At 43.7% G+C, this 24451-nt stretch carries 12 protein-coding genes; 11 read left to right on the top strand and 1 reads right to left on the bottom strand.

Going from position 1 to position 24451, the window contains the following annotated elements; all coding sequences use genetic code 11:
* The 11 genes from H8K55_RS17035 to H8K55_RS16985 all read left to right on the top strand — a co-directional run bounded on the left by H8K55_RS17035 (nt 1) and on the right by H8K55_RS16985 (nt 23222).
* Nucleotides 1-720: a CIS tube protein gene (locus H8K55_RS17035; RefSeq protein WP_186943267.1), complete on the top strand. Its 720-nt coding sequence runs from the start codon at nt 1-3 to the stop codon at nt 718-720.
* Between the two features lie 120 nt (nt 721-840).
* Nucleotides 841-2631: a type VI secretion system tip protein VgrG gene (gene vgrG / locus H8K55_RS17030; RefSeq protein ID WP_186943266.1), complete on the top strand. Its 1791-nt coding sequence runs from the start codon at nt 841-843 to the stop codon at nt 2629-2631.
* A gap of 38 nt (nt 2632-2669) precedes the next feature.
* On the top strand, nt 2670-2969 hold the full coding sequence (locus H8K55_RS17025) for a PAAR domain-containing protein (protein ID WP_186943265.1): 300 nt from the start codon (nt 2670-2672) through the stop codon (nt 2967-2969).
* Between the two features lie 20 nt (nt 2970-2989).
* Nucleotides 2990-3403 carry a GPW/gp25 family protein gene (locus H8K55_RS17020; RefSeq protein WP_186943264.1) on the top strand — a complete coding sequence of 138 codons (414 nt, stop codon included), beginning with the start codon at nt 2990-2992 and terminating at the stop codon, nt 3401-3403.
* A gap of 18 nt (nt 3404-3421) precedes the next feature.
* Entirely contained in the window at nt 3422-7228 is a 3807-nt protein-coding gene (locus tag H8K55_RS17015) for a baseplate J/gp47 family protein (protein ID WP_186943263.1), read from the top strand.
* Nucleotides 7228-8079 carry a hypothetical protein gene (locus H8K55_RS17010; protein WP_186943262.1) on the top strand — a complete coding sequence of 284 codons (852 nt, stop codon included), beginning with the start codon at nt 7228-7230 and terminating at the stop codon, nt 8077-8079. The genes H8K55_RS17015 and H8K55_RS17010 overlap by 1 nt, the downstream gene beginning before the upstream one ends.
* On the top strand, nt 8076-8402 hold the full coding sequence (locus tag H8K55_RS17005; RefSeq protein ID WP_186943261.1) for a hypothetical protein: 327 nt from the start codon (nt 8076-8078) through the stop codon (nt 8400-8402). Before H8K55_RS17010 ends, H8K55_RS17005 begins: the two co-directional genes overlap by 4 nt.
* Nucleotides 8399-10969 carry a hypothetical protein gene (locus H8K55_RS17000; RefSeq protein ID WP_186943260.1) on the top strand — a complete coding sequence of 857 codons (2571 nt, stop codon included), beginning with the start codon at nt 8399-8401 and terminating at the stop codon, nt 10967-10969. Before H8K55_RS17005 ends, H8K55_RS17000 begins: the two co-directional genes overlap by 4 nt.
* Before the next feature lie 7 nt (nt 10970-10976).
* Nucleotides 10977-18431, top strand: coding sequence for a contractile injection system tape measure protein (locus H8K55_RS16995; protein ID WP_186943259.1), 7455 nt, complete (start codon nt 10977-10979; stop codon nt 18429-18431).
* Between the two features lie 40 nt (nt 18432-18471).
* On the top strand, nt 18472-19833 hold the full coding sequence (locus H8K55_RS16990) for an ATP-binding protein (RefSeq protein WP_186943258.1): 1362 nt from the start codon (nt 18472-18474) through the stop codon (nt 19831-19833).
* Nucleotides 19830-23222, top strand: a complete 3393-nt coding sequence (locus H8K55_RS16985; RefSeq protein WP_186943257.1) for a hypothetical protein — start codon at nt 19830-19832, stop codon at nt 23220-23222. The genes H8K55_RS16990 and H8K55_RS16985 overlap by 4 nt, the downstream gene beginning before the upstream one ends.
* A 195-nt stretch (nt 23223-23417) precedes the next feature.
* Here H8K55_RS16985 and mltB read toward each other — a convergent pair whose 3' ends face one another.
* Nucleotides 23418-24380, bottom strand: a complete 963-nt coding sequence (mltB, locus tag H8K55_RS16980) for a lytic murein transglycosylase B (RefSeq protein WP_186943256.1) — start codon at nt 24378-24380, stop codon at nt 23418-23420.
* Nucleotides 24381-24451 lie beyond the last annotated feature (71 nt).

The raw sequence follows: 24451 nt of genomic DNA, 5'->3' as shown, positions 1-24451 counted from the left end.
GTGTCGGGACAGAAAACTCTCTTAAAAATTTTTGGCTGCAATGTAACTCCAAGCGGCAAGATTGTTGTTGATGAAGCCTTACCGCAATTTACTGCGCTCATCAATCCCCCTGGTTATGCGCATGAATATCAGATCAAATATGCGAAAAATCAAACCTTGGGTCAAGCAGGGAATGAGTCAAAATTTCATGCAAGCATGCCTGAAAAATTGAGTTTGAAAGAGTTGGTGTTGGATGGTACTGGTGCAATTCCAGGAACAACGCAAACTGTGTCAGAGCAAGTTGATGCTTTGCGAAATGCGATTTATACGTATGTAGGCACAAAAAATGAAGCGCCGATTGTGCAAGTCGTTTGGGGCAGTATGCTTTTTTATGGGCGTGCGGAAGGCTTGAAAATTGATTACACCATGTTCAGGCCAAATGGTGAGCCACTCAGAGCCAAAGTGACTTTGACTTTCGTGGAATACAAAAGTACAGAAGAATTAGTCAAGCTAGAACAACAAAAAATTACGAATCAAACCCAGACGCTTACGGTTAAAGATGGAGATACGATAGAAAATCTATGTGACCAGGTGTATCAAGACGACGCCTATTACGCCGAAGTTGCTCGACTAAATGGATTGACTTCTTTACGTCCACTTAAAGTTGGTTCTACTTTGATTTTTCCGCCTTTGGATGAGACCAAAAAAGTAGGCTCTGCGAATCAGGAGCGTACTTTTTAATACGAGGGGGAAAAGTTTGAGATGCCAGTTGCTCGACTATTGTGAAAAACCGAATATTACATATTGATTGATCTAGGTACAGAACTCCACTGTGAAGCATACTTTTAAAGATAAAAACAAATGGCAGCTTCTCCTTTAGAAAATAGTTTAGGTGTACTGACTTTCAGTATTACTTGTGACGGAACACCGCTGTCAGATATCGCGAAAGTAGTGTCAATTGAGACCGTGCATGCGATTAATAGAGTGCCATCTGCAATCATTACTATCATTGATGGTGATATTACGGACGATTCGTTTCCAGTTTCTGATCAAGGTATTTTGAAACCTGGAACCGTCGTAGTCATCGGCGCTGGATACGATCTCAAAACGCAGACCATTTTTACCGGTGTGGTGATCAAGCATTCGGTCAAAATTACGGGCGATAACTATGCTCGATTGATTATCGAATGTCGAGACCCGGTTCTGGCGATGACGATCGGCAGAAAAAATGCTAACTACGTAAATCAAACAGACAGTCAAATCATTTCTACCTTGATTGGCAACTATGCAGGCCTGACTGCAAGTGTGGATGCCACCAACATAACGTATAAAGAGCTCGTTCAGTATTACGTTACTGACTGGGATTATATGATGGCGCGCGCAGAGGCGAATGGTTTGCTGCTGACTGTCGATGCAGGTGCGGTCAGTGTGAAAGCGCCAGTGACGAGCGGTGCACCAGTCTTGACGCTGACCTATGGTATTGATTTGATTGAATTCCAGGCGGAACTGGATGCACGTTGGCAATTGAGTTCAGTCACCGCGACGAGTTGGGATTTGTCGCAATTGGCCATCGTACAAAAAACCGCACAACCTACCACATTGACGGGGCAAGGCGACATAGATTCTGCAAGCTTGGCAAAAGTTTTGGCCGCTGGCGATTTTGCTATGCAAACCGCCGCTCCTTTAGATAGTGCGGCTTTGGGCGTGTGGACTAGCGCGCAACAAATGAAAGCGGCCCTGTCCCGTATCCGTGGACGGATGTCATTTCAGGGTAGTGTTTTAGTAAAGCCCGGTGTTTTACTTGAACTGAAATCGGTTGGTGTGCATTTCAATGGCAATGTGATCGCAAGTAATGTCACTCATCGCCTGCAAGATGGCAATTGGGTGACGGAAGTCGAATTTGGCATGCCGGCCTATTGGTTCACCGAGGATTATCAAGTACAAGCTCCAGAGGCTGCTGGGTGGACCGCAGGCATTTGTGGCTTACACATTGGTATCGTCTTAAAGCTCGATGCTGATCCAGAAGGGCAGCATAAGATACAAGTCGAAGTTCCTTTAATGAATGCACAGACTGTGGGAGTATGGGCGCGTTTTTCTAGTTTTTATGGATCGTCAGGATTTGGCGCTTTTATCATTCCTGAAATTGGTGATGAAGTGATCCTTGGCTTTTTCAATAATGATCCTTCATGCCCTGTCATTTTGGGAAGCCTGTACAGCAGCAAACACATGCCGCCTTATAGCTTGACTGCTGAAAATAATTTCAAAGCTTTACTTACACGTAGCAAATTAAAAATGGAGTTCGATGACGGCAAGAAAGTCATCACCTTGATTACGCCTGCCAACAATAAAGTCATCCTTAGCGATGACACGCAATCCATTCTTTTGCAGGACCAAAATAACAATATTGTTAAATTGAATTCCTCTGGAATTTTGTTAGATAGTCCCGGCGATATTACGATCAACGCACTCGGCAAGGTTTCTATTTCTGCTGTGCAGAATGTAGAAATTGCTGCGCAGATGGATGTTACGACGACCGGATTGAATATCAATAGTACCGCGAACATTTCCTTGACGGCGAAAGGCACCGCGACAGCAGAATTTTCTGCAGCGGGGCAGACGACTGTGAAGGGTGCATTGGTGATGATTAACTAACATAAGTGTCAAGTCGACTGCGAGGTCAAAGGAAAATTATGCCGCCAGCTTCCAGAATTACTGATATGCACGTATGTCCCATGGTGACACCGGGAGTGCCGCCGATTCCTCATGTTGGTGGACCCATTTCAGGTCCATGTGTACCAAATGTCTTAATTGGTGGATTACCTGCGGCTGTAGTCGGAGATATGTGCGTATGCGTTGGTCCGCCAGATACGATTGTTAAAGGTAGCGCGACCGTATTGATCGCCGGGCGTCCTTCTGCAAGGATGGGGGATACGACTGCGCATGGTGGCAATATTGTGTTTGGATTTCCGACCGTGATTATTGGCGGTTAGTATTTATTGGGAAGAGATACATGAGCACAGATAAATCATTTTTGGGGACTGGATGGAGTTTTCCTCCAGAGTTTTCTAAACGTGGTCAAGTGAAGATGGTGAGTGCGGAAGAGGATATTGTTCAGAGCCTGAGAATTTTGTTGGCAACCAATCCTGGCGAGCGTGTGATGCGTTCAAGTTTTGGCTGTGGCATCAAGCATAAAATCTACGAGAACATTAACGAAACCACGGTGACTATTCTAAAAGATCTGATCAAGCGGTCTATTTTGTTTTTTGAACCCAGAATCACGCTGGATGCTATTCACGCAGATATCGTCGATGTCTATTCTGGATATCTGAATTTTGTCATCAGCTATACCATCGTCAGTAGTAATACTCGCCATAACTTGGTCTACCCATTCTATTTTCGTGAAGGTAGTGATGTCGCACTGTAAAGTTTTTTTGGTGCACGCATGAATTCACGTTTACTAATTCGTGATGGGCGTAGTCAAGAGCAAAGACATTTGTCTGCGCTGAGTGGTGACTATTTTGCACTCAATGATATGCGCTTTGAGACATTGTTGAGCTTGGCGACCGAGTACGCGCGTCTGGTTCGGTTCTATCAGCTTGATTTGCGCGCCGATGGAGATTGGCATCAATTTTTTGGTGCTGATGAGACTGTTTTGATGGCGACTATTTTGGCAGTCGATACAGCGCAACTGACAAAACAATTTGAAAATCGATTAGTGATAGAGCCGCAATTTCAATTTTGGATTACGGACGACATACAGAAAAAAGTCGATGGTGCGTACCATAATATTGTCGATTCGCCGCTTCTCTTGGTGAAGTTGTTAGATTTCTTTTTGATTAGTGCGAGCCGGCAGTCAGGTGCAGTTGCCCAAGAAGTTGCGCAATTATTGGAAGATATATTGCGTGGCTTAAAGTGGGAGCTACAAACGCTATGTGATGCCTTGCCCAAAAATATGTTTGCACATATGAGTAGTACTGAGGCGAATCAGTTCTTAACGCGGTTTTCTCATCAATTTTCAGGGCACTTAAGGGGCTTATCTGAATTGCGTGTAAGTGGTGCCCGCTTACGTAGTTTGTCTGAGAGTGAAATTCGGGATAATTTTCAAACCTTGCTGCATGCAGTTCGTATGTTGCAAGAAGGTGTTCAACGACTTCTACCGCAGTCAATGACCAACGGCGAGCATGATCCCGCGAATAGTCTATTGATCGCCTTTATTCAGCTCTTTCAGAAACTGCAAATCCGGCTAAATCGATTTGCCAATAAACATATCGATTTCTACTATCAGCAAGTGCTGCGGATGCATAAACGCGATACCCATCCCGACAGCACTTTCTTAGTCATTCGCCCATCGCCGAAGACGCAACGTATCGTCATAGACAAAGGCTGTGAATTTATTGCTGGTGTTGATGCCCAGCATCGGGATATTGTGTATACCGCGGATGAGACTTCGGTACTCAATGATGCGGAAGTCGTTGAAATTCATAGCTTGTTTTTTGATCGTTCGGTGGACGACTCCTACGGTAGTTACACGCGTGCCAGCTATCAACGTCAATGTCAAACTTTGGCACCGAATTGCGATAATAGTGAACACGCTAAGTTGCCGCCAGTACCCTTGCTTGGCGCTCCACGCCCTGGCGATTCGCTAACGGGCGGAAGTGCGGCGCATTTTGGTTTCGCATTGCAAAGCAAAGTATTGTTTATGCGAGAAGGTCAACGAACCGTCAAGGTTACTTTTCAGTATCGCAATCATGAAGAAAACACGATAGTGGCCAACGTGCTTGCAGTTGCTAGTAAATTACAGGCAAACACACATGTTGACTTATCGCACGTCACAGATTCGCTTGAAAATGATGTGTTTATTAAACTTATGCGAGGTATGTTCACGCTGTCGCTAACTACTAGCGAAGGCTGGTATCAGATCACTGAGTATAAACCTGGCTATGCGAATCTGGAACGAGACATTCTGATTGAGAATCAGCCAGATAAGTTGGCCAATAAGAACGACGATTATCTTTCGATTGAATTTACGCTACCTGAAAGCGCACCGGCGGTAGTTGGATATCACACAGCTTTGCATGGCGCGGGGCAGGAGACTTCATTTCCTGTACTGCGTTTTGAGATGACAAGAAATGAGTACTATTATCCATACGACATACTAGCGCGCTTAATTTTGCAAGAAATTAAGATCGAAGTGAGCGTGCGCGGCTGCCGTCAACTATTGGTGCACAATCAAATTGGACAGCTAAATGCCTCTGCTGCCTTTATGCCCTTTGGCGCACTGCCCAGCAAGGGTTCCTATCTGATTGTTGGTTATCAAGAAGTTCTCTACAAGCATTTGCAAGATCTTGAATTGGAACTTGAATGGGCAGGCTTGCCCAATGGCTTGGGAGATTTTCCTGAGTATTATGCCTCTTATCCTGAACCTCTTAAGAGTGGTGAGGTGATCGCTGGCGCGGCCGTATTAGTCGATGGTAAATGGGCGAAAACCGAGACAGGATTACATTTATTTGGCTATACCCGGCATCTTGATGGAAGCTTAAGTAACCGAACTAGCACTGAGCAAGTCATCAATTTGAAATCGGTAGTGCCGCATTTCAAAGCAGAATCGTATTTCCGCAAAGGCGTGCGAGAGGCTGGTTTTAGTTATAGCTCATCGAGCATGAATGGTTTGTTTAAGATGACTTTGGAAGCACCATCAAGCGCTTTTGGGCATGAAGAGTATCCGCATTTATTGGCGAGCACATTGACGCAAAACGCACGCCAGAAAAAAATGCAATCGCTCAAGCCGCTCCCGAATCGACCTTACACGCCACAAATAGAACGCATCGTCTTGAATTATCGTGCTCAGTCATTGATCAATTTTGAGAAAAACGCTACCGGAACAGAGCCATTAGAAGAGGATAAATTTATTCATATTCATCCCTGCGGTTGGGAGACGATGCGCGCGAGCGAGAATAGACTGATCACGCAAATTCCATGGATCGAATCGGCCGGCAATCTGATGATAGGTCTGCGCTCACAAAAACTGCAATCCGTCATTTCTCTTTATTTCTATTTGCGTGAAGACTCTTTGCCAGTCAAAAACATCACGGGAACTGGATTGCGCTGGTGGTATTTAGCATCGAACCGTTGGGTCAGAATTCCAGACACACATGTGTTGCAAGATTCGACTTGTGGCTTTATGTCGAGTGGAATTGTGCAGCTACAAGTCCCCGATGAAATTGACACACTCAACACCATCATGCCCGCTGACGTGTATTGGATACGCGTCACTGCCGATCAAGAGATAGATCGGTTTTGTAGCGTGTATTCAATTTACGCGCAGGCAATTCGAGTGACCTGGTCTAAAGAACAGGGGCAAAAAAATAGCCCGGTATTGCCTGCAATGAGTTTGACGAAAAGTAAGAAAAGCATTGCTGGTATTGCAAAGATATTGCAAATGCGGAATTCGATTGATGGTAAGGCGATTGAGAGCAGCGAGCGTTTTCGTACTAGAGTCAGTGAAAGACTACGTCACAAAAATCGCGCTTTAACCGCGGCTGACTACGAACAAATGATTTTAGAAAAATTCCCCCAAGTTTTTAAAGTCAAATGCTTCGCTAATCTCCGTCTTGATCCTGATCCGACGAAGCAGATTCGCGCTGGACACATCCTTATTATTCCCATTCCTTATTTGAATCGGGGAGGGCATTTCAATCAAAAACCTACACTCAGTGGCTATCTAATTCAAGAAATACGGCGCTTTGTTGAACGCTATGCGCCAGCTGGCGCATCAGTCAAAGTTGAAAATCCCGTGTATGAAGAAATTCAGGTTCGGTGTTCAATTAAATTGAATTCCACAGTCGCGGCAGGGCGTCAAAGTGAACGTATCAATCAAGCGATTTGCGACTATTTGTCGCCATGGAATCCCAATGGACAAAATCAACATTTTGGCTGGTACTTGCAACAACATGAGATTGTTTCCTTTCTCTTAGATCTTGATTTCGTCGAAGATGTGACCGCGGTGTCGATGTTGCAAATCGCCAGCAAAACAAATGGACAACACTTGCACTTTCATTTGCGTGATAACGCAAATTTTTCTTGTGATGAAAAAAATATCTCCCCTACTTTTCCATGGAGCATCGCGGTTCCAATGAACCAGCATTGGATAGTGTTGAAAGATGATTCCAAGATTGAGCCAGCAAAACCGATAGGCATTAATGAATTGAAAATAGGCTCTACCTTTATTATTTCGAAAAGAGTTAAGTAATGAAAAATCAGACGAATAGAAGAACGCGTAAAGATTTAAAAGAGGCGTTTAATGAAGGGAAGATGCCGAGCCAAGAAGATTTTCACGATTTGATCGAGTCTATGCTCAATATGCTAGATGAAGGTTTTGATAAAAACGCGGTAGACGGTTTAAAAATTGCGCAGCTCGGTGACGGAAAATTGACCAGTTTTTATAAGAGTATTGATATAGGTAATCCTATGTGGTCGCTCTCATTGGATAAAGTGAGTAATTGCCTGAGCTTCAGAGATGAAAATAACCGCGCTTTATTGACACTCTCCAGCATTCCCCAAGACTTGAATGGCGGAAGTAAATTGCGTTCTGTTGGCGTCGGTATTTTGCAGCCTAAGCCGGAGCATGCGTTGGATGTAGGCGGATGCGTCGCATCACATGGGCGGGTTGGGCGAAAAGGAGAGTTTGCCGTGCCCGCGGATGGCAATTGGTACGACGTCACAGATTATCTGACCGGATGCCAGGCGTGGGAAGTCGTTGCAGGTGTTGGTGCAAGAGATAGCGATGGACGTTACGCCTTAATGCATGCTTTCGCCATGAACGCTTTTAATGCGAATGGACAAATTACTTACCATCAGACTCATTTTGGCAATAAATGCAGTCGTATTGAATTGCGTTGGCTAGAAGCAGATAAAAGTCGTCCCTTCGATTTTAAATTGCAAATGCGCGTGGGCTGTTCGTTCGGGGAGGGTGTTTGGATTAAATATCACATGACCCAATTGTGGTTAGACACACTGATGTTAGAGAGTGAAATCCAACCGGCACAAATTGAGCAGCCACAGTACAGTGATAATGGCAAATTGAAAGTGAAGATTTCATGAGTGACGTAAATATGCAAAGCAATTTGCCAGCTGATTGGCAATCTTCATCATCCATTCGTCTGCAGATTAGTCTGGAGCAAGCACAACTTATTCTGAGTGCATTAATTGAACGCCCATTCAAACAAGTATTTGAATTGATCGGTAATCTAAATCAACAAACAGCGACGATTTTTACATCTACAAGTGATGCGCAAACTATGGCTGAACTTAGTTTTTCAAAAGCACAACTTGCATTGATTATTGAAGCACTGGGGGATTTGCCGTTTAATCGCGTCAATCGCTTGCTGCATAGTTTGCAACAACAAATGCAAGCCACTCTATGACTCTGCAAGATCACACAAGCTGGCGAAAAATCGACGCTGATGGGCTCGATTTTGTAGCTTTACGTCGTGCTGGCGTGGATCTCTTACAAAAACTGTCGAAAGAACATTGGACCGATTTTAACGCGCATGACCCCGGTGTTACCCTATTAGAAGTCTTATGTTTTGGCATAACAGACTTAGCATATCGTAGTGACTTTGATGTCGTTGATTATCTGGCCGATACGAATGGCAGTATTAATTACGCTCTTCAAGCTCTGTTTCCGCCGCAGGACATTTTTCCGAATCATGCAGTGACTGAGCGTGATTTTTGCAAATTGATTTACGATCGTATTCCGAGTATCGATGATGTGTGGATACGTCAGACTTTGCATGAAGAACAGATGACGGGTCTGTTTTCAGTTTTTATTAAACCTCATGTTTCACTTTTTAAAGATGAAGAGGTGAAGTTCGATTTGATCAGAAAAGACGTGATAGCACTGTTGTCTGAACAGCGCAATTTGTGCAGCGATGTTGAGCATATTCATATCGTGCATACAGTCGCTTATTCTTTGTCCGGTCAAATTGAAGTGGATGATAGTCGTCCATTAGCTGAGATTTATGCAGACATCTATTTTCAGTGCGCTAAATTAATTTCTTCAGGAAGTCGCATCAGACGTTTTGAGGACGTCTTAGGGCAAGGGATGGCATGGGAAGATTTACTCGAAGGTCCACTAACGACGCATGGCTATATTGACGAAACAGACTTTGCCAGGACAGATATTGACAGGAACAATTCGTCTGTAGATCACAAGAATAGCTCGCAAGAAAATGATCTGTTAAAACTGATTACCAAGGTATTGCATATTCCTGGGGTGGTGCGTGTGGCAAATTTGCAATTGCTCAACGCCGAAGGTCAAACCGTACAGCAATTAAATATTGATGATGTAGAAAAAACTTGCCCGGTTCTGCAGTTCCCGAATGATCCGGCGCGAATTCATGACCTAGGTTTGGTGTATCGCGAGACTCCCATAAATGGCAACCACACAGCCAGCCAGCTACTACAGAGACAGAGTCTGCGGCAAAAACAGAACTTAACTGAACAGGTTGCGCTCCATCTGAAAAAAATGGATTTTCAACATCAGGCGTTCCGTAATAATCACGCTAACTTAGATCGTTTATTGGTCTTGCCCCAGGGCGTTAATCGGGACTTTAGCGAGTATTTATCAATAGGCGAGCAATTGCCTGCCATTTACGGTATTAATCATTTTGGTGTTCCCAGTTCAGAGCCCGCGGAGGTGCATGCGCGTGCGGCTCAATTGAAAGCTTACTTATTTCCATTCGAGCAAATGATGGCAAATTATTTGACCTCATTAAATCGAATAGCGGATTTGTACTCTGTCGATATGACATTAGATAAAACCTATTTTTCAAAATTATTGACCGAGCGGGAAATTCCCAATATTCAGAAACTTTACTCTGCTACAGCGAGTGCGAATGAAGTTGCGAAAATATTGCAAACACGTGATCAATTTTTCGAACGACGCAATCGTGTACTTGATAGCTTGTTGGCACTGTATGGTGAAGTCTTCCCTTCAGAAAAATTGCGTCGTTTTGACTATTATCACCAAGATCAATTTGAGATGCATTTGATCCATTCTAAGATACGTTTGCTTACCCATATTTGCACACTGAGTGGGCAACGTGCTAAAGGACTCAATTTACAAGATGAAGCTTTGGTTGAAGGCAATTTTGCGCCGATTCAACATCGCATTCAGTTATTGATCGGCTCGTCTGCCATCAGTCCTGGGGTTTCTTTGGCGGGACATTTCAAGAGTAATAATTATCAATTGCTTAGCGCAAAGCGCTATGTGGAAAAAATGCAGGCGCAAATTAATTGCCCCGTTGATATTTCCTATGACGAAACTGCGGCGATTGTGGTTCCTTCGGAAGAACCACAATCGCCTATACCAAGTCCATCATTGCCTCGTCAAATCCTGTGTGTTGAATTACTGCATGCAGGAATTCGCCTTGAACATTTTCGTAAGCTTCCAGCCGGCGAAAAACATGCGTGGCTATGTTTGGAATGTGAGCACACTTTGTGGCCATTGATTTTATTGCCGAACGAGGAGGTCGATCATTACGCCGTTAAGTTGCAGAGTGATCTAGTGGATTTAAATCAGTGTTCTGAAGGATTTCATATCCTCGAACACGTGCTATTACGGCCGCGAAACGTCGATCAGATGAGTGACTTTGATGCAGAATTTTTTTGCCATCGAGTCAGCATTGTTTTACCTGCATTTACCGCACGTTTTTCTGACAAGGGATTTCAACTTTGGTTGGAGGAATTGATTTCCCAACACCTTCCCGCACACATCTTGGTGGATTTCTATTGGTTAGATTTTCCATTCTTCGCACAGTTCGAGCTGCGCTACCATTATTTCCTTGAACAGCTACGCCTTTACAGCAATCAACTATATCCGCTTGAAACGCCAACATTAGATGATGCAGCGGCAGAGCTGAAAAAATTTATCGAGCATAGTCGGCGCTTGCAACAGCGTAATTCTCACACCACCACCCATTATTTCTGAGTGAGTCATGCGCGCGCCTAATCTTATTCATAAGCTTGATTTTGATCTGTCCTTGGCAGGCACGCCAACTACGACAGTCGAGTTGAGTGCGTGGATAAAAGCAAGATTGCTCCCCATCTTAGAGCAAGTGATAGATCAACATTCTGCGCATGATCAATGGAATAAGATCGACGCGTTAGAAATTGATCTGGGAACACTTTCGAAACCGCAGGTCGAGGCCGCATTACATAAACAGTTCAGCATTCAACTAGCAGATGCTTTGGATTTGGCAGCAACGCAGCGACAAAATAATCCGGATGAACAAATACACAGCAATCAGAAAAACAGCGAAGACTTTCTTGATTTCTTGTTGACTGGAGAAGTTCATTGGTCGCATCTACATCGTGCAGATCACGCACATATTTATCTATTGCGCGAAACTTTGGCGAGTGCGCTCGGTGTTCGCCTCCTATCGAAAGCCACTGAAGACACGCAAGTACGCCAGCGGTTGGTGCGACAATTTGGCAATGCGGAGTTATTCTTGATCGCGAGGAAATTGTTTGCAATTTGGAATGCGCGCAGTGTTGACGCAATTCTCGATTGGGCGAGCTTGGAATTGGCAAGTCAGTCGAAGCAACAGCTTGAGGCTGACCACTTTTGGTTATGGATATTCAATCCTCACCATGTGAAGTCACATGATTTATTCTCGATAATAAGTGCATGGGCCGAGTATAAGCAGCAAGAAATACACTCATTGTTGACCTACTATCTCGAATGGCTAGAACTGCAACCCGCGCTATCGAATACCCTATATCAGACTTGGAAGAATCAAATTTCCGTCATCAAGCAAGACTTGGATTTGATCACTGATGACGAACAACAGCTCATCGGAAAAGAGCAGAAAAAGACAAAGAAAAATCTTGCAACTGACTCGTCTAGAATGTCTATAAGTGATTTTGAGCAAATACAAAGCCATGGAAATTCACTAAACGAAGAGCAGAATTCAGCTAAGCAACTTGCACAACATTGGCTAAGTAATTTACAGGCCTTGAATGTCGAAAATCATTTTAGTGCCTTTGAATTAGGGCGCATTCACCAAGCTCTGGTCTTGGCTGAATATCAAAACTTAAAGTTGTACTGGACTCGGCTTTTGTCGAATGGCGGGACTTTATTGTTCGCCCATAAGGAATACGCGCATGCATGGCTGGCAAATTTTCCAATGCCAGCCTTGATCGACTTGGCCTGTGTTTTTCAAGCAGATTGTAGTTGGTTCATGCATAAAGTCTTTCATCAGCATGCAGTCGATAGCGAGATGATGCTGCCTATGGTGCGCCTATGTCTATTCACCACGCCAACACAATTGAATGTACGTCATATTTTAGAAATTGTGCCTTCTTTGGCACGCAGTTTACAAGGGTCGATTCAAGGTGGAACAGCATCTGAGCAAACAATTTCAAGTTTGCCGGATGCAAAGCAACTAGCATCAGATCAAGATAAACATGCACATGAACTCAACTTGCAAGAGCAGGAGCAAGGTCAAGATCAATATCAAGAGCGGTTGAGTGTCACAAAATTTCTAGTAAGTACCGATGTCAGTTCAGATCCAGTAATGTGGAAGACCGCGATTGGTAAATATCCTGACCTGATTCGAGAGGCGCGGGCATCAGCGTGGCAAATCTGGCTAGAACGACTAGAAACCAATTTATTAAAGGCTATCGCTGGAGTATTGCAAACATATGCAGTTGGCGTTGTGTCAAAGTTCACCGTTCGTGCAGACAAGACAGAATCCGAACTATTGTGGAGGTTGGCACTTCCAGTGTTGTTTGCCAACGCGGTTGACTCTGTACAAGACGCAAACTTACGCGAGGTGGTCTCTGAATTTGCCTTTAAGGTCTCCCCTGAGGTAGCCACTGAGGTCGCCTCTGATGTAGCAACTGATGTAGCAACTGAGGTGAGCCCAGTTCTGGCAAATAATACCTTGCAAGAGAATTCGTCCATAGCAGATACGCTGCACATTCAAGCTCTGCATAAAAAAACTGAAGCAGAAGTAAATGCTGTTCCGACTTTTGCTGATAGACCGAGCGCCGTTGAAGGGGCTGAGTCTGCCCGTGACACCCAGCTATTGCGAGGTTTGCTGAGTGATGATCGCGAATTTTTAGTGTCTAGTTGTCAAACGACTTTACAAGAAGCCCCTGATTTGTTTAAGCGTGTGCGCGTACAGGCTTGGCGGCGATGGCTAAACTTACTACCTCCAAACGTCTTAAAGTCAATTAGTTTTGTAGTGCAATACGAGGCAGCAAGCTTCCTGCAATCTCTTGAAAATAAAATGACAGCGCAAGGGAAAATTGACCTTTGGCACAGTTTTTTTCCTGTATTGCTCAGTAATTCTGTTGATTCTGTCAGAGTTGAACACTTACTTGCTCAGGTCGCAGCATTACCGCAAATGAGTGCATTGGTGTTTGAAAACTTGCAGACGAATTTCACATCCGCGACCAGTGAAGTGAAGCATGCGTCCGAAAAATTTTCTGCAGAAGAATCTGCACCATCCAATCAAGAGAGTGATCTTGCACAGCGGACTATGCAAGCGCGGAAGAGTCTAGCGATTGACGCTAAGAATCAAAGAGATCGTATTGCTTATCTGAGCTATCTATTAACTTCTTCCACGACCTTGACGACGATGTGGCCCGCTATTTGTATGGCAGAGCGTGATGAGTTAAGCGCCGTGTGGCAACAGCTGTCAGTGTTTGATAGAACACAGCTTGCGAACAAACTAGACCCAAGCGCCTGCGTTGACTTTTTGTCGAAATTGCAGCCAGAAATAAGTTCACTTTTGCAGAAAATTATTGAGCATTTCGATTATTTCGATGCTCTCGCCTATAGCCTGAGAGAGGCAAGTCGAGGCTCCGCGAAAGAGTTAACCAGAGACTCGACAAGTGACTCGATAAGTGATTCTGCAAGCGACTCAACAAGTGATTCGACAGGCGTGTTATCGCAAGTACCAAAACCTGATTCCGAAAGTATAGCTCAACTTGAGTCAACGCCAGAAGCAGGGTTTGAACCTTGGCTGCAACAACAGCAATCACCGCAACTTCAGCAGCTACGATCATCGCAGCAAGCAAAAAGAAATTTTTTGTCATTATTATTTACGCGCTCGCAGCTTTCCTTGACTGTGCCGAAAATTTTCGACGCGCTAATTTTTGATGAGGTTGATGACGTTGATGAGGTTGATGACGTTGATGGTAGTGTTCTTGGTAATAATGATCACACTAGCTTAAATATCCCAGACGACCAACAGAAAATTAAGTGGGATGAAATTCGGATGCAATTTTTAGCCGCTAGCCTGAAAGGGTTTGAGTCACAACACCAATCGACTCAGTTGGTAGATGCTTTACGTAAGTTTGAAAATTCCCTGCGCTCCGCTGAAACTACCAATGAAATTGGCGCTGCAGCGGATTTGCGCGTGGAAGCTTCCACTGATGCGTCAGTGCTCGATCAGCCGAATGATTTAACAGGGCTCCGCGTAGATTCCGATTTTTCTATGCAGGCAAATTCCTTGCTATTGAATTTTCACGAGTGGCAACAAGGTCGTGTCAATATCTTCGACTTGGTTCTACGTTTGGATCAATTATGGATTTGGTTCGATTGGTGGCAACAGCAAGCGTCATCTATTCCTAGTCAACAGTTACTTTGGATGCGAGCTGCAATTGAAGAGCAGTGTGCACTCAGCGAAGATGCATGCCTCCTCATGAAAATGGTGCTGCAGGAATTTGCCGCGAATCACCCCTTGGATCTCATCTTATTGGCTGATCAGGCTAATAACTTGGCGCGTCAATTGAGAAAAATTTCATTTGAAAATGGCGCAATTTTTTCTGCACGTGGATCTAAGGATGCAGGGAAAAATGCCGAGAAGGATGCTGTGAAAGATGTAGAAGGAGTCGCATCGCGGGCACGGGCAGAAATCGATATTCGAACCGCGCGTCAAAAAGCAAATGTGCTGAAACTAGATATCTATTTAGAAAAACTAAATGCTCATCAAATTCTCCAGCTACTAGGCTTAGAAAACGCACGTGCATTGGATTTAGATTTATCGGATTTTTCGGCTTTAGATAGCGCACAAATTTTATATTGCATACAGCATTGGCAATCGTCAGAGGATAGTGGCGGTAATAGGGCGTCATTTCTCGCCGCTTGTGAAGCCTATGCGAATCGTCTATCAGAACCTCGGCACTTTCTTGCACTCGTATTAAAAAAATGTTTGTCGGAAGTGACGATAGATTTTGATGCGATATTTGATGAATGTACTCTTCTGCAAAGTGTCGAGCAATGTGTGGCAATTGATGCGAGCCTTTTACCGGAGAATTTGCCGCTATTTGTGAAGTCAATGCAGCCTATGCAGGCTACGCAAAATATCGAGCATGATCTTTTCTCTTCCATCTCATCAAATATTGCTTTCATAACCTGGATCAGTATGTGGCTATCGGTGCGACTAGCAGATAACCCGTTGCGTAGTCTCTTGCAGAAGTTGAGTCAAATATGTGTTGACGCACAGTTGGAAAATCAATTTCTCGCCATTGTGCTACAGCAATTGCTAGCTCAATTAAATGCGCAGGAATGCGAAGAATTCATCAGCATCTCACAGCAAGAATTTTCAATCGATGTGAGTTTTTGGGATGCGTTAGGAAAAACAAAAAATAAGATCGAAGATGAATCGGTATTCTCCGCTGCGGTTGTTGAGGACAATGTGACAGCAGGTGTGACAGCAGGTGTGACAGCAAGTGAGTCAGCAAGTGAGTCAGCAAGTGTGACAGCAAGTGTGACAAACCCAAAAGCGGTAGAAGAACCAAAGTATAAAAATGCACAGGCAGTGATTGCGACAATCTTAGGCCGTTCTAGATTGACGCGCGATGTACCCCAAGAGCGTGCGCCTCTTTTTGCGTTGCAGCCTACAGCATTATCTGAGCGAGTTATCGCTAACTTGCCAGCCCTATTGGCTCAAGCATTTTTGCGTGGTGAATTTGCGGCAATCAATTCGATTTGGGATGAGCTTGTTGCATGTCATGGTGAAGTATTGGCGGATGCTGCGCGACGATATCTAGGTCGAGAGGAATTGCGGCACAAGCTGTCAATTCAACTTAACGTAAATCAAAAGCGCGATCTTATTCGATCGTTATCGACGACTGGTTTTCATCTCATGGATGAGGTCTGGAATAATTGGAAAATTCTTGATTTGAATTTGCCATTAAACTGCACGGAAGAACTTATTTACTCCAAGAGTTTTTCGGCGAATTTACAGCTATTGGTGAGTAGTGCCAACATCGAAAAAACGGGCGTTACGATTCTGAAACAGATGCTTTCAGCATTGTTGCCAGAATCAATATCTAAGAATGAGTTTCTGAGATTCGCGCAGCGCTTACAAGCTAGTTTGCTGTTAAATAAAGCATCTGCAAATTATTTGAGCAAGAGTTTGCAAGAGTGGATTTTTGGCGAAGCATGTGTGCAGTCTATATTAGCTGATGTGCATACTTACGATGCCTATAATCAGGAGGGGATCTACGTCGATATTCAATCTCTTGAATCCAAATCCTTTATACAGTCGCAATTACTCCATGAATTATGTCAGCACTATCCACAGCAACTAGATGGTTTATTGGAGCATCTTTTTTTGTCAGAAACCTTGTTGGAGAATTTTCCGGGGAATTTGGCAGAGCACAATTTACCAAGAAGTACGAACTCTCGAAATTCTTCGGATAATACCTCGATCTTGCCAGCCGCAGGTGAGTCAGACAGATTGCAGCAACTATGTTCCTTACCTATTTCAATCACACAGTGGATGAGAATTGTCCAGGCGCGATTACGGCGACATACGCTTGCTGAACAGGGAAAATTTTGGCAAGTTGTGATGCGCGATTTAGCATCAATGACCTCAGCACCGCTTGATGAACGTAGCAGTGAACTTGGGGATGAAAGTAGCGATGAAGGTAGCCAAAATTCGTTGAGCCCAAAATCCCTAGAAGGTGATCTTAGTGGTTTCTTACGTATTGCTGATGGCAAGCAAAACCTTGGTGTTGTACATGCACTGATCATAGGATTAGGTTTTTTGATTGAGCATGTTAAACCAGGGGCGCCGGACGAAATTTATCAAATCAAAGTAGCAGAGAAGAACATAAACGAAACAGAGATCTTCGACGATATTGCGCAAGAAATTGGCGCACTAAACACTGCATTTGTCGAGAATGACCAAGTATCGCTGGATACTTTGAATGCTGCCAGAGAAAATCAAATTGCCTTTTTACTGCAAAGAACTACTCCGCTTACTGAGGGTGAGAAGTTACTACTTGCTTTGCGATTGCAGCAGTTGTATGAAATCCCTGTTGAGTGCTTGCAGGGAAGTTTGGAAAGTGCATTGAGTACACCAACGGTGATAGCGCAATTTAGTTCACGACTTGGTGATGTAGACGACGGACAAATCAGTGAGCAAATCAATGCGCCAATCAGTGAGCAAATCAATGCGTCAATCAATGAGCAAATCAATGAGCAAATCAATGAACGTTTGGGCTATCCACAACTGTCTTGCTTGTTGGCCTATTTAAACCCTACTTTATGCAGATACATTCCCACCTTCTTGGAAGAAATCAAAACAGAATTAGACGTGAGCTTAGGTCTGGATCAGGTCTCGACTTGGCAGTTAATTTTTGCCTCAGCATTCGTCACGCCACGTCCGCAAAATCTGACAGAGTTTAAAACAAATCTGATAAAAAAATTAGCTGTATTGCACCAGCAAGCTTCACCCGACCTTTGGTTGCGACAAATGCGAGCTTGCATAGAACGCACTGAGTATAAGGATGTGAAGGATGCTGTGATGTCATTTTCGAACCCTACTGAGAAACTTGATGCAATCGTGAGCTCTCCGCAAGATCTATTCAAAGTTGATGGGAAACCAGAAATGCCAGCGAATTCTCAAAGTGAGGAAATGAAATTTTCCACTAGCGCATATATTAATAACGCTGGACTGGTCTTGGTCGCGCCATATATACAAAGGCTTTTTTCTATCTTTGAACTGACCAAAGAAGGGCAATTTATTGATGATAACGCTGCAGAACGTGCGGTACATCTACTGCAGTATATCGTGAATGGAAAAGTAGAAACTCCTGAGTATCAGTTATCGCTGAATAAGCTGCTTTGCGGGATTCATGGTGGTAAGCCGATTGTGCGCTCAATCGTGATGACAGACCATGAAATTGAAGTGATAGCGCAAATGTTACAGGGAGTAATTGGCCACTGGAAAACCTTAGGGAATACGTCTATCGAAGGATTGCAGCAAACTTTTTTCCAGCGTGAAGGGAAGTTGTTTAAGCAAGAGGACGCTTGGCAATTAACGATAACTCAGTCTACGTTTGATATGTTGCTAGATCAATTGCCGTGGAGTTTTGCGTTAATCAGATTTCCTTGGATGGATGCCGCTCTGCATGTGAACTGGCGCTAATTTTTGATAAATATAAAGTCCGCTGAATTGAAAGAAAATAATGGAAGTCAAGCACGCTAACAGCGAATGTTTAGAACTTGAAATAAAATGGTTTGCACAAGTGTGTGAAGCACGATTTGATCTTTATTTCAAACAGGATAGTGACACGCAGAACGTCGCGCTAGATATAGAAGAGATATGCCCAGCACCAGATATCGGTGGCTTTGATGCACCTTACGCAAATATCGTTCGCGAATATCACATGGATTTTTCTGAACGAATAATTTTGATGTTGGCGTTTATTCCCCATTTACGTCCACAAGTTTTGGATATGTTCATGTTGCAAAATTCTGTGTTGGCCAGGCCGTACAGTGAAATCGGTGGTTATCGCGGAAAAAACCATATGGGTTTTTTGCCTAGCTGTGAGACCGCCGCTTTTATTCTTGCAGGAACTGATTTGAGCCGACGTTTTCGGGTGTTGGAGTTATTTCAAGACAACCATTTTTTTGCGCATGCTGGGATATTGAAATTGGATCATCAATCTGCTGGCGAACCATTTTTTAGTGCCGCTTTAAGTTTGAGTAATGAATATTTACAGAGATTGAGCGATGGCGAAATACACAAGCCTGATTTCAATACGCACTTTCCAGCCAAGCTGATGAAGACGCAATTGGCCTGGGAAAACTTGGTGCTTAATCCAGAAGTCATGGATGAAGTTCAGAATATTGTGACCTGGCTTCAGCGACCTCCGCAATGGATGAAAGATTGGGGACTAGATAAATCCGTCAAACCTGGATACCGAAGCTTGTTTTATGGCCCGCCAGGCACTGGCAAAACCTTGACTGCGAGTTTGATAGGGAAGGCGGTTGGTCGTGATGTGTACAGGATAGATTTGTCTATGCTGGTTTCAAAGTATATCGGTGAAACTGAGAAAAATTTGGCCGGTGTTTTTGATCAGGCGCAGAGCAAAAATTGGATACTTTTTTTTGATGAAGCCGATGCTTTGTTTGGAAAACGAACGCAGACCAGTAGTTCAAATGATCGCCACGCGAATCAAGAAATTTCTTACTTATTACAACGAGTTGAAGATTTTCCTGGTGTAGTAATTCTCGCGACAAATTTGAAAGCGAATATTGATACTGCGTTTGCCAGGCGTTTTCAAAGCGAGGTTTATTTTGCGATGCCTGATCCGGTGCAAAGGCAGCGATTGTGGCGTGGGATGTTCATGCAATCAGAAAGAATTGGCCCGGATGTCGATTTTCAAAGCATTTCAGAAACTTATGAATTATCTGGTGGCGCTTTGCTCAACGTCGCACGTTATGCGGCGATACGTGCGGTGAGAAATCAAAGGGAATACCTTAGTCAAGAAGATTTAATTGCGGGTATCGGTAGAGAATTAATGAAGGATGGGAAAACATTGTGAAAGATAACTCTCAATTTGTACTGGGCATACTAGTCCAAGCTACGTCCTGGCGACAACGCGCAAAGCTTGGGTTCTTCGCTGGCTTGGTATTGGCGAGCCAAGTCTTGACCTGCCAAGTGTCTGCGCAAGTGAATATCGATGGCAATAAGCTCACGACGGCTAGTGCTGGTAATCAGAAAAGCAGTGCTCCGAAGAGAAGCGATAGCTCTGCCTTTACAGTCGTTGCTTACAATCGCAATATCAAGCAAGCAGATTTTGCCGGGTTGAGTAAGGTTACCGTATTAAGGATGCAGAAGCAGTTGCAGAGCTTGTATCAAGATTTACCGGACTGGCAACATGATTATGCCTTGGTACATGAACCCTTAAATGACGGCATTGTGGGACCGATCACTTTGCATTGGCTACAGCGATTTTCGTATAACTTCAAGATATTGGCAGAAGGCGATTATGCGAATAATTTTCCTGCCAATATTGATCGTATTAGCCAGTTTGCTCAGCGCCATCCTGATGAAATAAGAATTTTATTGAGTCGTGAATTTGATCAGTGGGATGAAGCTCAGGCGGCGAAAATTAAAAATGCAGATTTTCAAATACGTCGACAAGGAAAAGATAACGAGCTGATTGCTTTAGTGAATCGATTCAGGGAAGGGCGTCGTGCGCCTTTGCGTCCTAAATCAAATGCACTCATGAAAGATAGCGGGAATTTTACCTATAGTTTAAGTCGTGATGATATTGATGTTTTAGTAGGAAAGGATCAGTTAATTGCGCGCTTAAGTAAACTTAAGGATAAAGAGTTCACCTCAGATGAGGCTTTGCAAGTAGCGGTGGCACAAGCGACTGGTCATCACGTTCATGTCATGAACTTGCTATGGCCACTGATCTTAAGGCAAGAGCGTGAATTTGATGGATTCTTAATCAGTGAGTCCGCATTGGTGAATCTCAGAAAAGAGCAGCGATTGCCAGCCGACGCGCTTGAAGAATTGAAGAAATATGTGGGCACCTATTTCAAAACGCGCACTGCGTTCGATACATTTATTGAGGACAAAGCAAATGCGGATGTCTTATTTTTGTCGGCATCAGAGGTAAGTCAATTGGCCGCCGCGACAAAAGTGTTTGATAACGTGCATTTGAGCGCGCAAGCTATCGACAATATCAAAAAAGAGTTGAAGTCGAATATCCAAAATGAAGGAATTCCGGAAATTATTGGGCGCCTGTTGAGCGAGATTCAAGATGTGGATTATGCCGAAGTAGAATTATTTAGAAGCGCCGCAATTTCTAAAATAGCATTTGGTGTTGGTGCCTGTAAGCTCAATTCGCCTAGCAATAATGAGTATGTGAAGAAATTACGTATGCGCGAGGAAGAGTTCATCTTATTGCAAAAAGACTTGTCTGCCTTGACCTTACAAATGCCTGCGGATGGAAGCCTGAAACAAATTAATCTGGAAGATATCTTTGCACAGCTGAGCAAGTATCGTAATGCGCTCACAAGTTGCGACGATACGCAAAGAAAAATTGTGCAGGATCTGGTGCGTGATATTTACATTCATTATTTCAGCGTACTGGTAGAGAGTGCCGCCCGTAAGAAAATGCCAGAGCTGATCGCTAATATTCAATTGAGTGGTGCGGACTGTGGCTGCGCTTTAGATAATTTACCTGGGGTCGTGTATGGTTTTTATCCCTATTGGAAAAACAAGACAACAACACAGGCGATGAATTTTCGTGTCATGAATCGGATCGCTTACTACGGTTTATCTGTGAATAGCGTTGGCGATTTTCAGTTGGGTGAACAGCAATTTGATATTTATGATGGTAGTAGTCACGCCAATCAATTTATTCGGACGGCAAGACAACATAACTCTAAAGTTGATTGGTTAATTGAGAAAAATGATTGGGATAAAGATTGGAAATCCTATTCGCGTGAGAATAAGAAAGCGGTATTTAAAAAGATTGCCACAAATATTCGCTTGTTACTGCGTGAACCATTGGATCACTTATTAGCGCAAGCAAAGCCCCTTGTGAGTTTTGGCATTTCCAAGCGCCCCACACGCGGTGATGGTGTGAGTTTGTATTTCCCCAATTACCCGAGCGATGCGGATTCTGCTTCTCTTTTCAACGAATTTTATCTAAATCTTCGTAAGGAGTTAGAGAACGAAGAGGTGTGGATCAATATTGTCGTTCCTCAATCGCTGCTTTCCGCTAAAGATGAACGAAAAAACAGTGCATTTAGTTTGAAAAATTTGGTCAAATTACGCAAGAAAAGAGCTTTAAGTGAGGCCGACGATAGAGCGCATCCCAGCGTTATTGATGAGTATATTTTAGTGTTGATGGAAGAGCCAAGCTCGGATGCGAAAAAACAATTGCGTTTGGATGTTGAGGACGAAACAAGTTTGCATGGAGCGGAGCGCGCACAATTTTTGCGTAATATTTTACCCGTCTTACATTTCGATAATCGTAACTGGCAACAGTTGGAAGACGATATTGTGTATGCCAGAGATAATTTTGGCGGAATTGCTTTCTGGGCTCCTTCTTTTGATAATTTGGGAATTTCCCCTGTCAATACGATAGATTCGTGTTTGATGTCTGCCCAAATGGCCAATTGTTTATTGCGAAATTATAGTAACGAAGAGATCGGCGACAGTATTGCGGGTCCGATTGAAAAATTCGCCTGTGTATATCGATGGTTTTTATTATTGATTAGTTTTTGCTTGATACTGGTGGGAGTAGCAATTGGTATTTTGTATTACCGGTTCTGTAAAGTGCGTGAATTGGTTTTCAAGTATTGGTTGTGGATCTTGACCCTATTGATCGCACCATTGCTATTCGTTTCTGGCCTGTTACTTGTGTTTAGTCCGGATATGGCCAGTGTCAGGGCGGGTAATAAACCTCTGTTTGTGGTTGTGATAGTGTTTTTTGTTGCTGCAGTACTTGGTTATCGTTATTTGCGTGCGCTTGGTAAGCTTCCTAGCCGTCAGCGTGCAATGCCGGCTAGACATGCGATAGGATTCCCGATTGTGGTGTGGAGCATTGAAGAACAAGCAGATGGCTTGCAATGGATTATTCGTAACCGTGGAACGGGTGATGCCATCATCAAGAAAGTATCCATTGATTGCGAAGGAAATGTCTTGGCCGATATGCAAATGGCTTTAGAGTTGATGATTGGTAGCGATGACAATCTGCACTGGAAAAGTGCGACTTTGATCGGTCGTAAAATCAGACCTGGCGAGAGTCTGGCGGCACTCACTATCGCAGATCCAGCGACGGCACAAAAATTTAGGGATGAATGGAATAAGCATCATTTGAAGATAGAAATCGTCTATGCTTCATTTAATAATGAGTATTGGAAAAGTAATGGTGTAGAAATTGTTGTCGCTACTTCAGAAGCTGTGTAATGAGGATGAAATCGGTATGACAGCAATCAGAAATTTCGCTCTCAATCATATGGAGAGTGAAATTTCTGAGTCAGCCTAATTTTGTTTAATTTTATTTAATTTAGTCGCCGGTAAATGCGTGATCAATTTTCGTGACGAATCTACGCGACTTTAACTTCAGTAGAAATTAAGTTCATCGTAGTGAAACAATCCACTTTATTCTTTCTTACGGGCGAGGGCGATGACTTTGCCTAAATCAATGACCGACATCGCATAAAAATAGCTGCGATTATATTTGGTGATGGCAAAGAAATTCTCCGTCGCCAACCAGTATTCAGTAGGGTCTTCGGCATTTTGTAAATCGATTAAGCCGTAAGAAATATTCTTGGGTGCTTGTTCGTCAGCGGTGCTGACTAAGGGTTTTAACTCATTTAATGTATAGCTAGCTTTTAAGCCGCGACCCAGCACTTCATTTAATTGGACAGATGTTGCGTCCTGATTGAGCAAAGTCGCAGGAAAAGCATAAGGCCATCCTTTTTGCCAACCATGTTTGGCGAGATAGTTGGCAACGCTGCCGATGGCATCTGCTTCTGATTCTTTCAAGTCAATTTTATTGTCAGCGTCGAAGTCAACCGCAAATTGTCGTAAGCTGCTGGGCATGAATTGCGATAAGCCTATCGCTCCGGCATACGATGCTTTTATAGAAAAAATATCGGTATTGGTTTCGCGACTCCATAACAGTAATTGCGCTAGCTCGTTCTTAAAAAAGACCATACGTCCTTCGCGATTCGGAATGTCTGGATAGGAAAAAGCCAGCGTGGTTAGCGCATCGAGAGCACGAAAACTTCCTGTGTTCTTGCCGTAGATGGTTTCAACGCCGATTAAACCAACGATAATTTCGGCAGGCACGCCATAGACATTTTCTGCCCGATTTAAGGTTTCAAGATTGCGATCCCAAAACGCGATACCTGCAGCGATGCGACCATTCTCAACAAAGCGAGCGCGATAGGCTTTCCAATTCTTAGGCTTACCTGGTGGCGCAGGTTTGACTAGTTGAATGGCGGTCTCTACGTAGCGGGCATTTTCAAATATTTGTTGCAGGCGAGTTGCGTCAAATTGGTGCTGTGTTTGCATCTGCGCGATAAACGCTTGAACTTCTTGCCATTCAAGATAGCGCACATCATTGGTTTTGATCGTGCTTGATTTTGCTATTGCTTGCTGGGCGCTCTTATTTGATTTATTTGATTTAT

Origin of the sequence: Affinundibacterium flavidum, from assembly GCF_014284175.1 — a bacterium.
GTDB lineage: Bacteria > Pseudomonadota > Gammaproteobacteria > Burkholderiales > Burkholderiaceae_D > Undibacterium > Undibacterium flavidum.
Note: the sequence above shows the minus strand (reverse complement) of the source record. Positions and strands in the feature narration are given on the sequence as shown.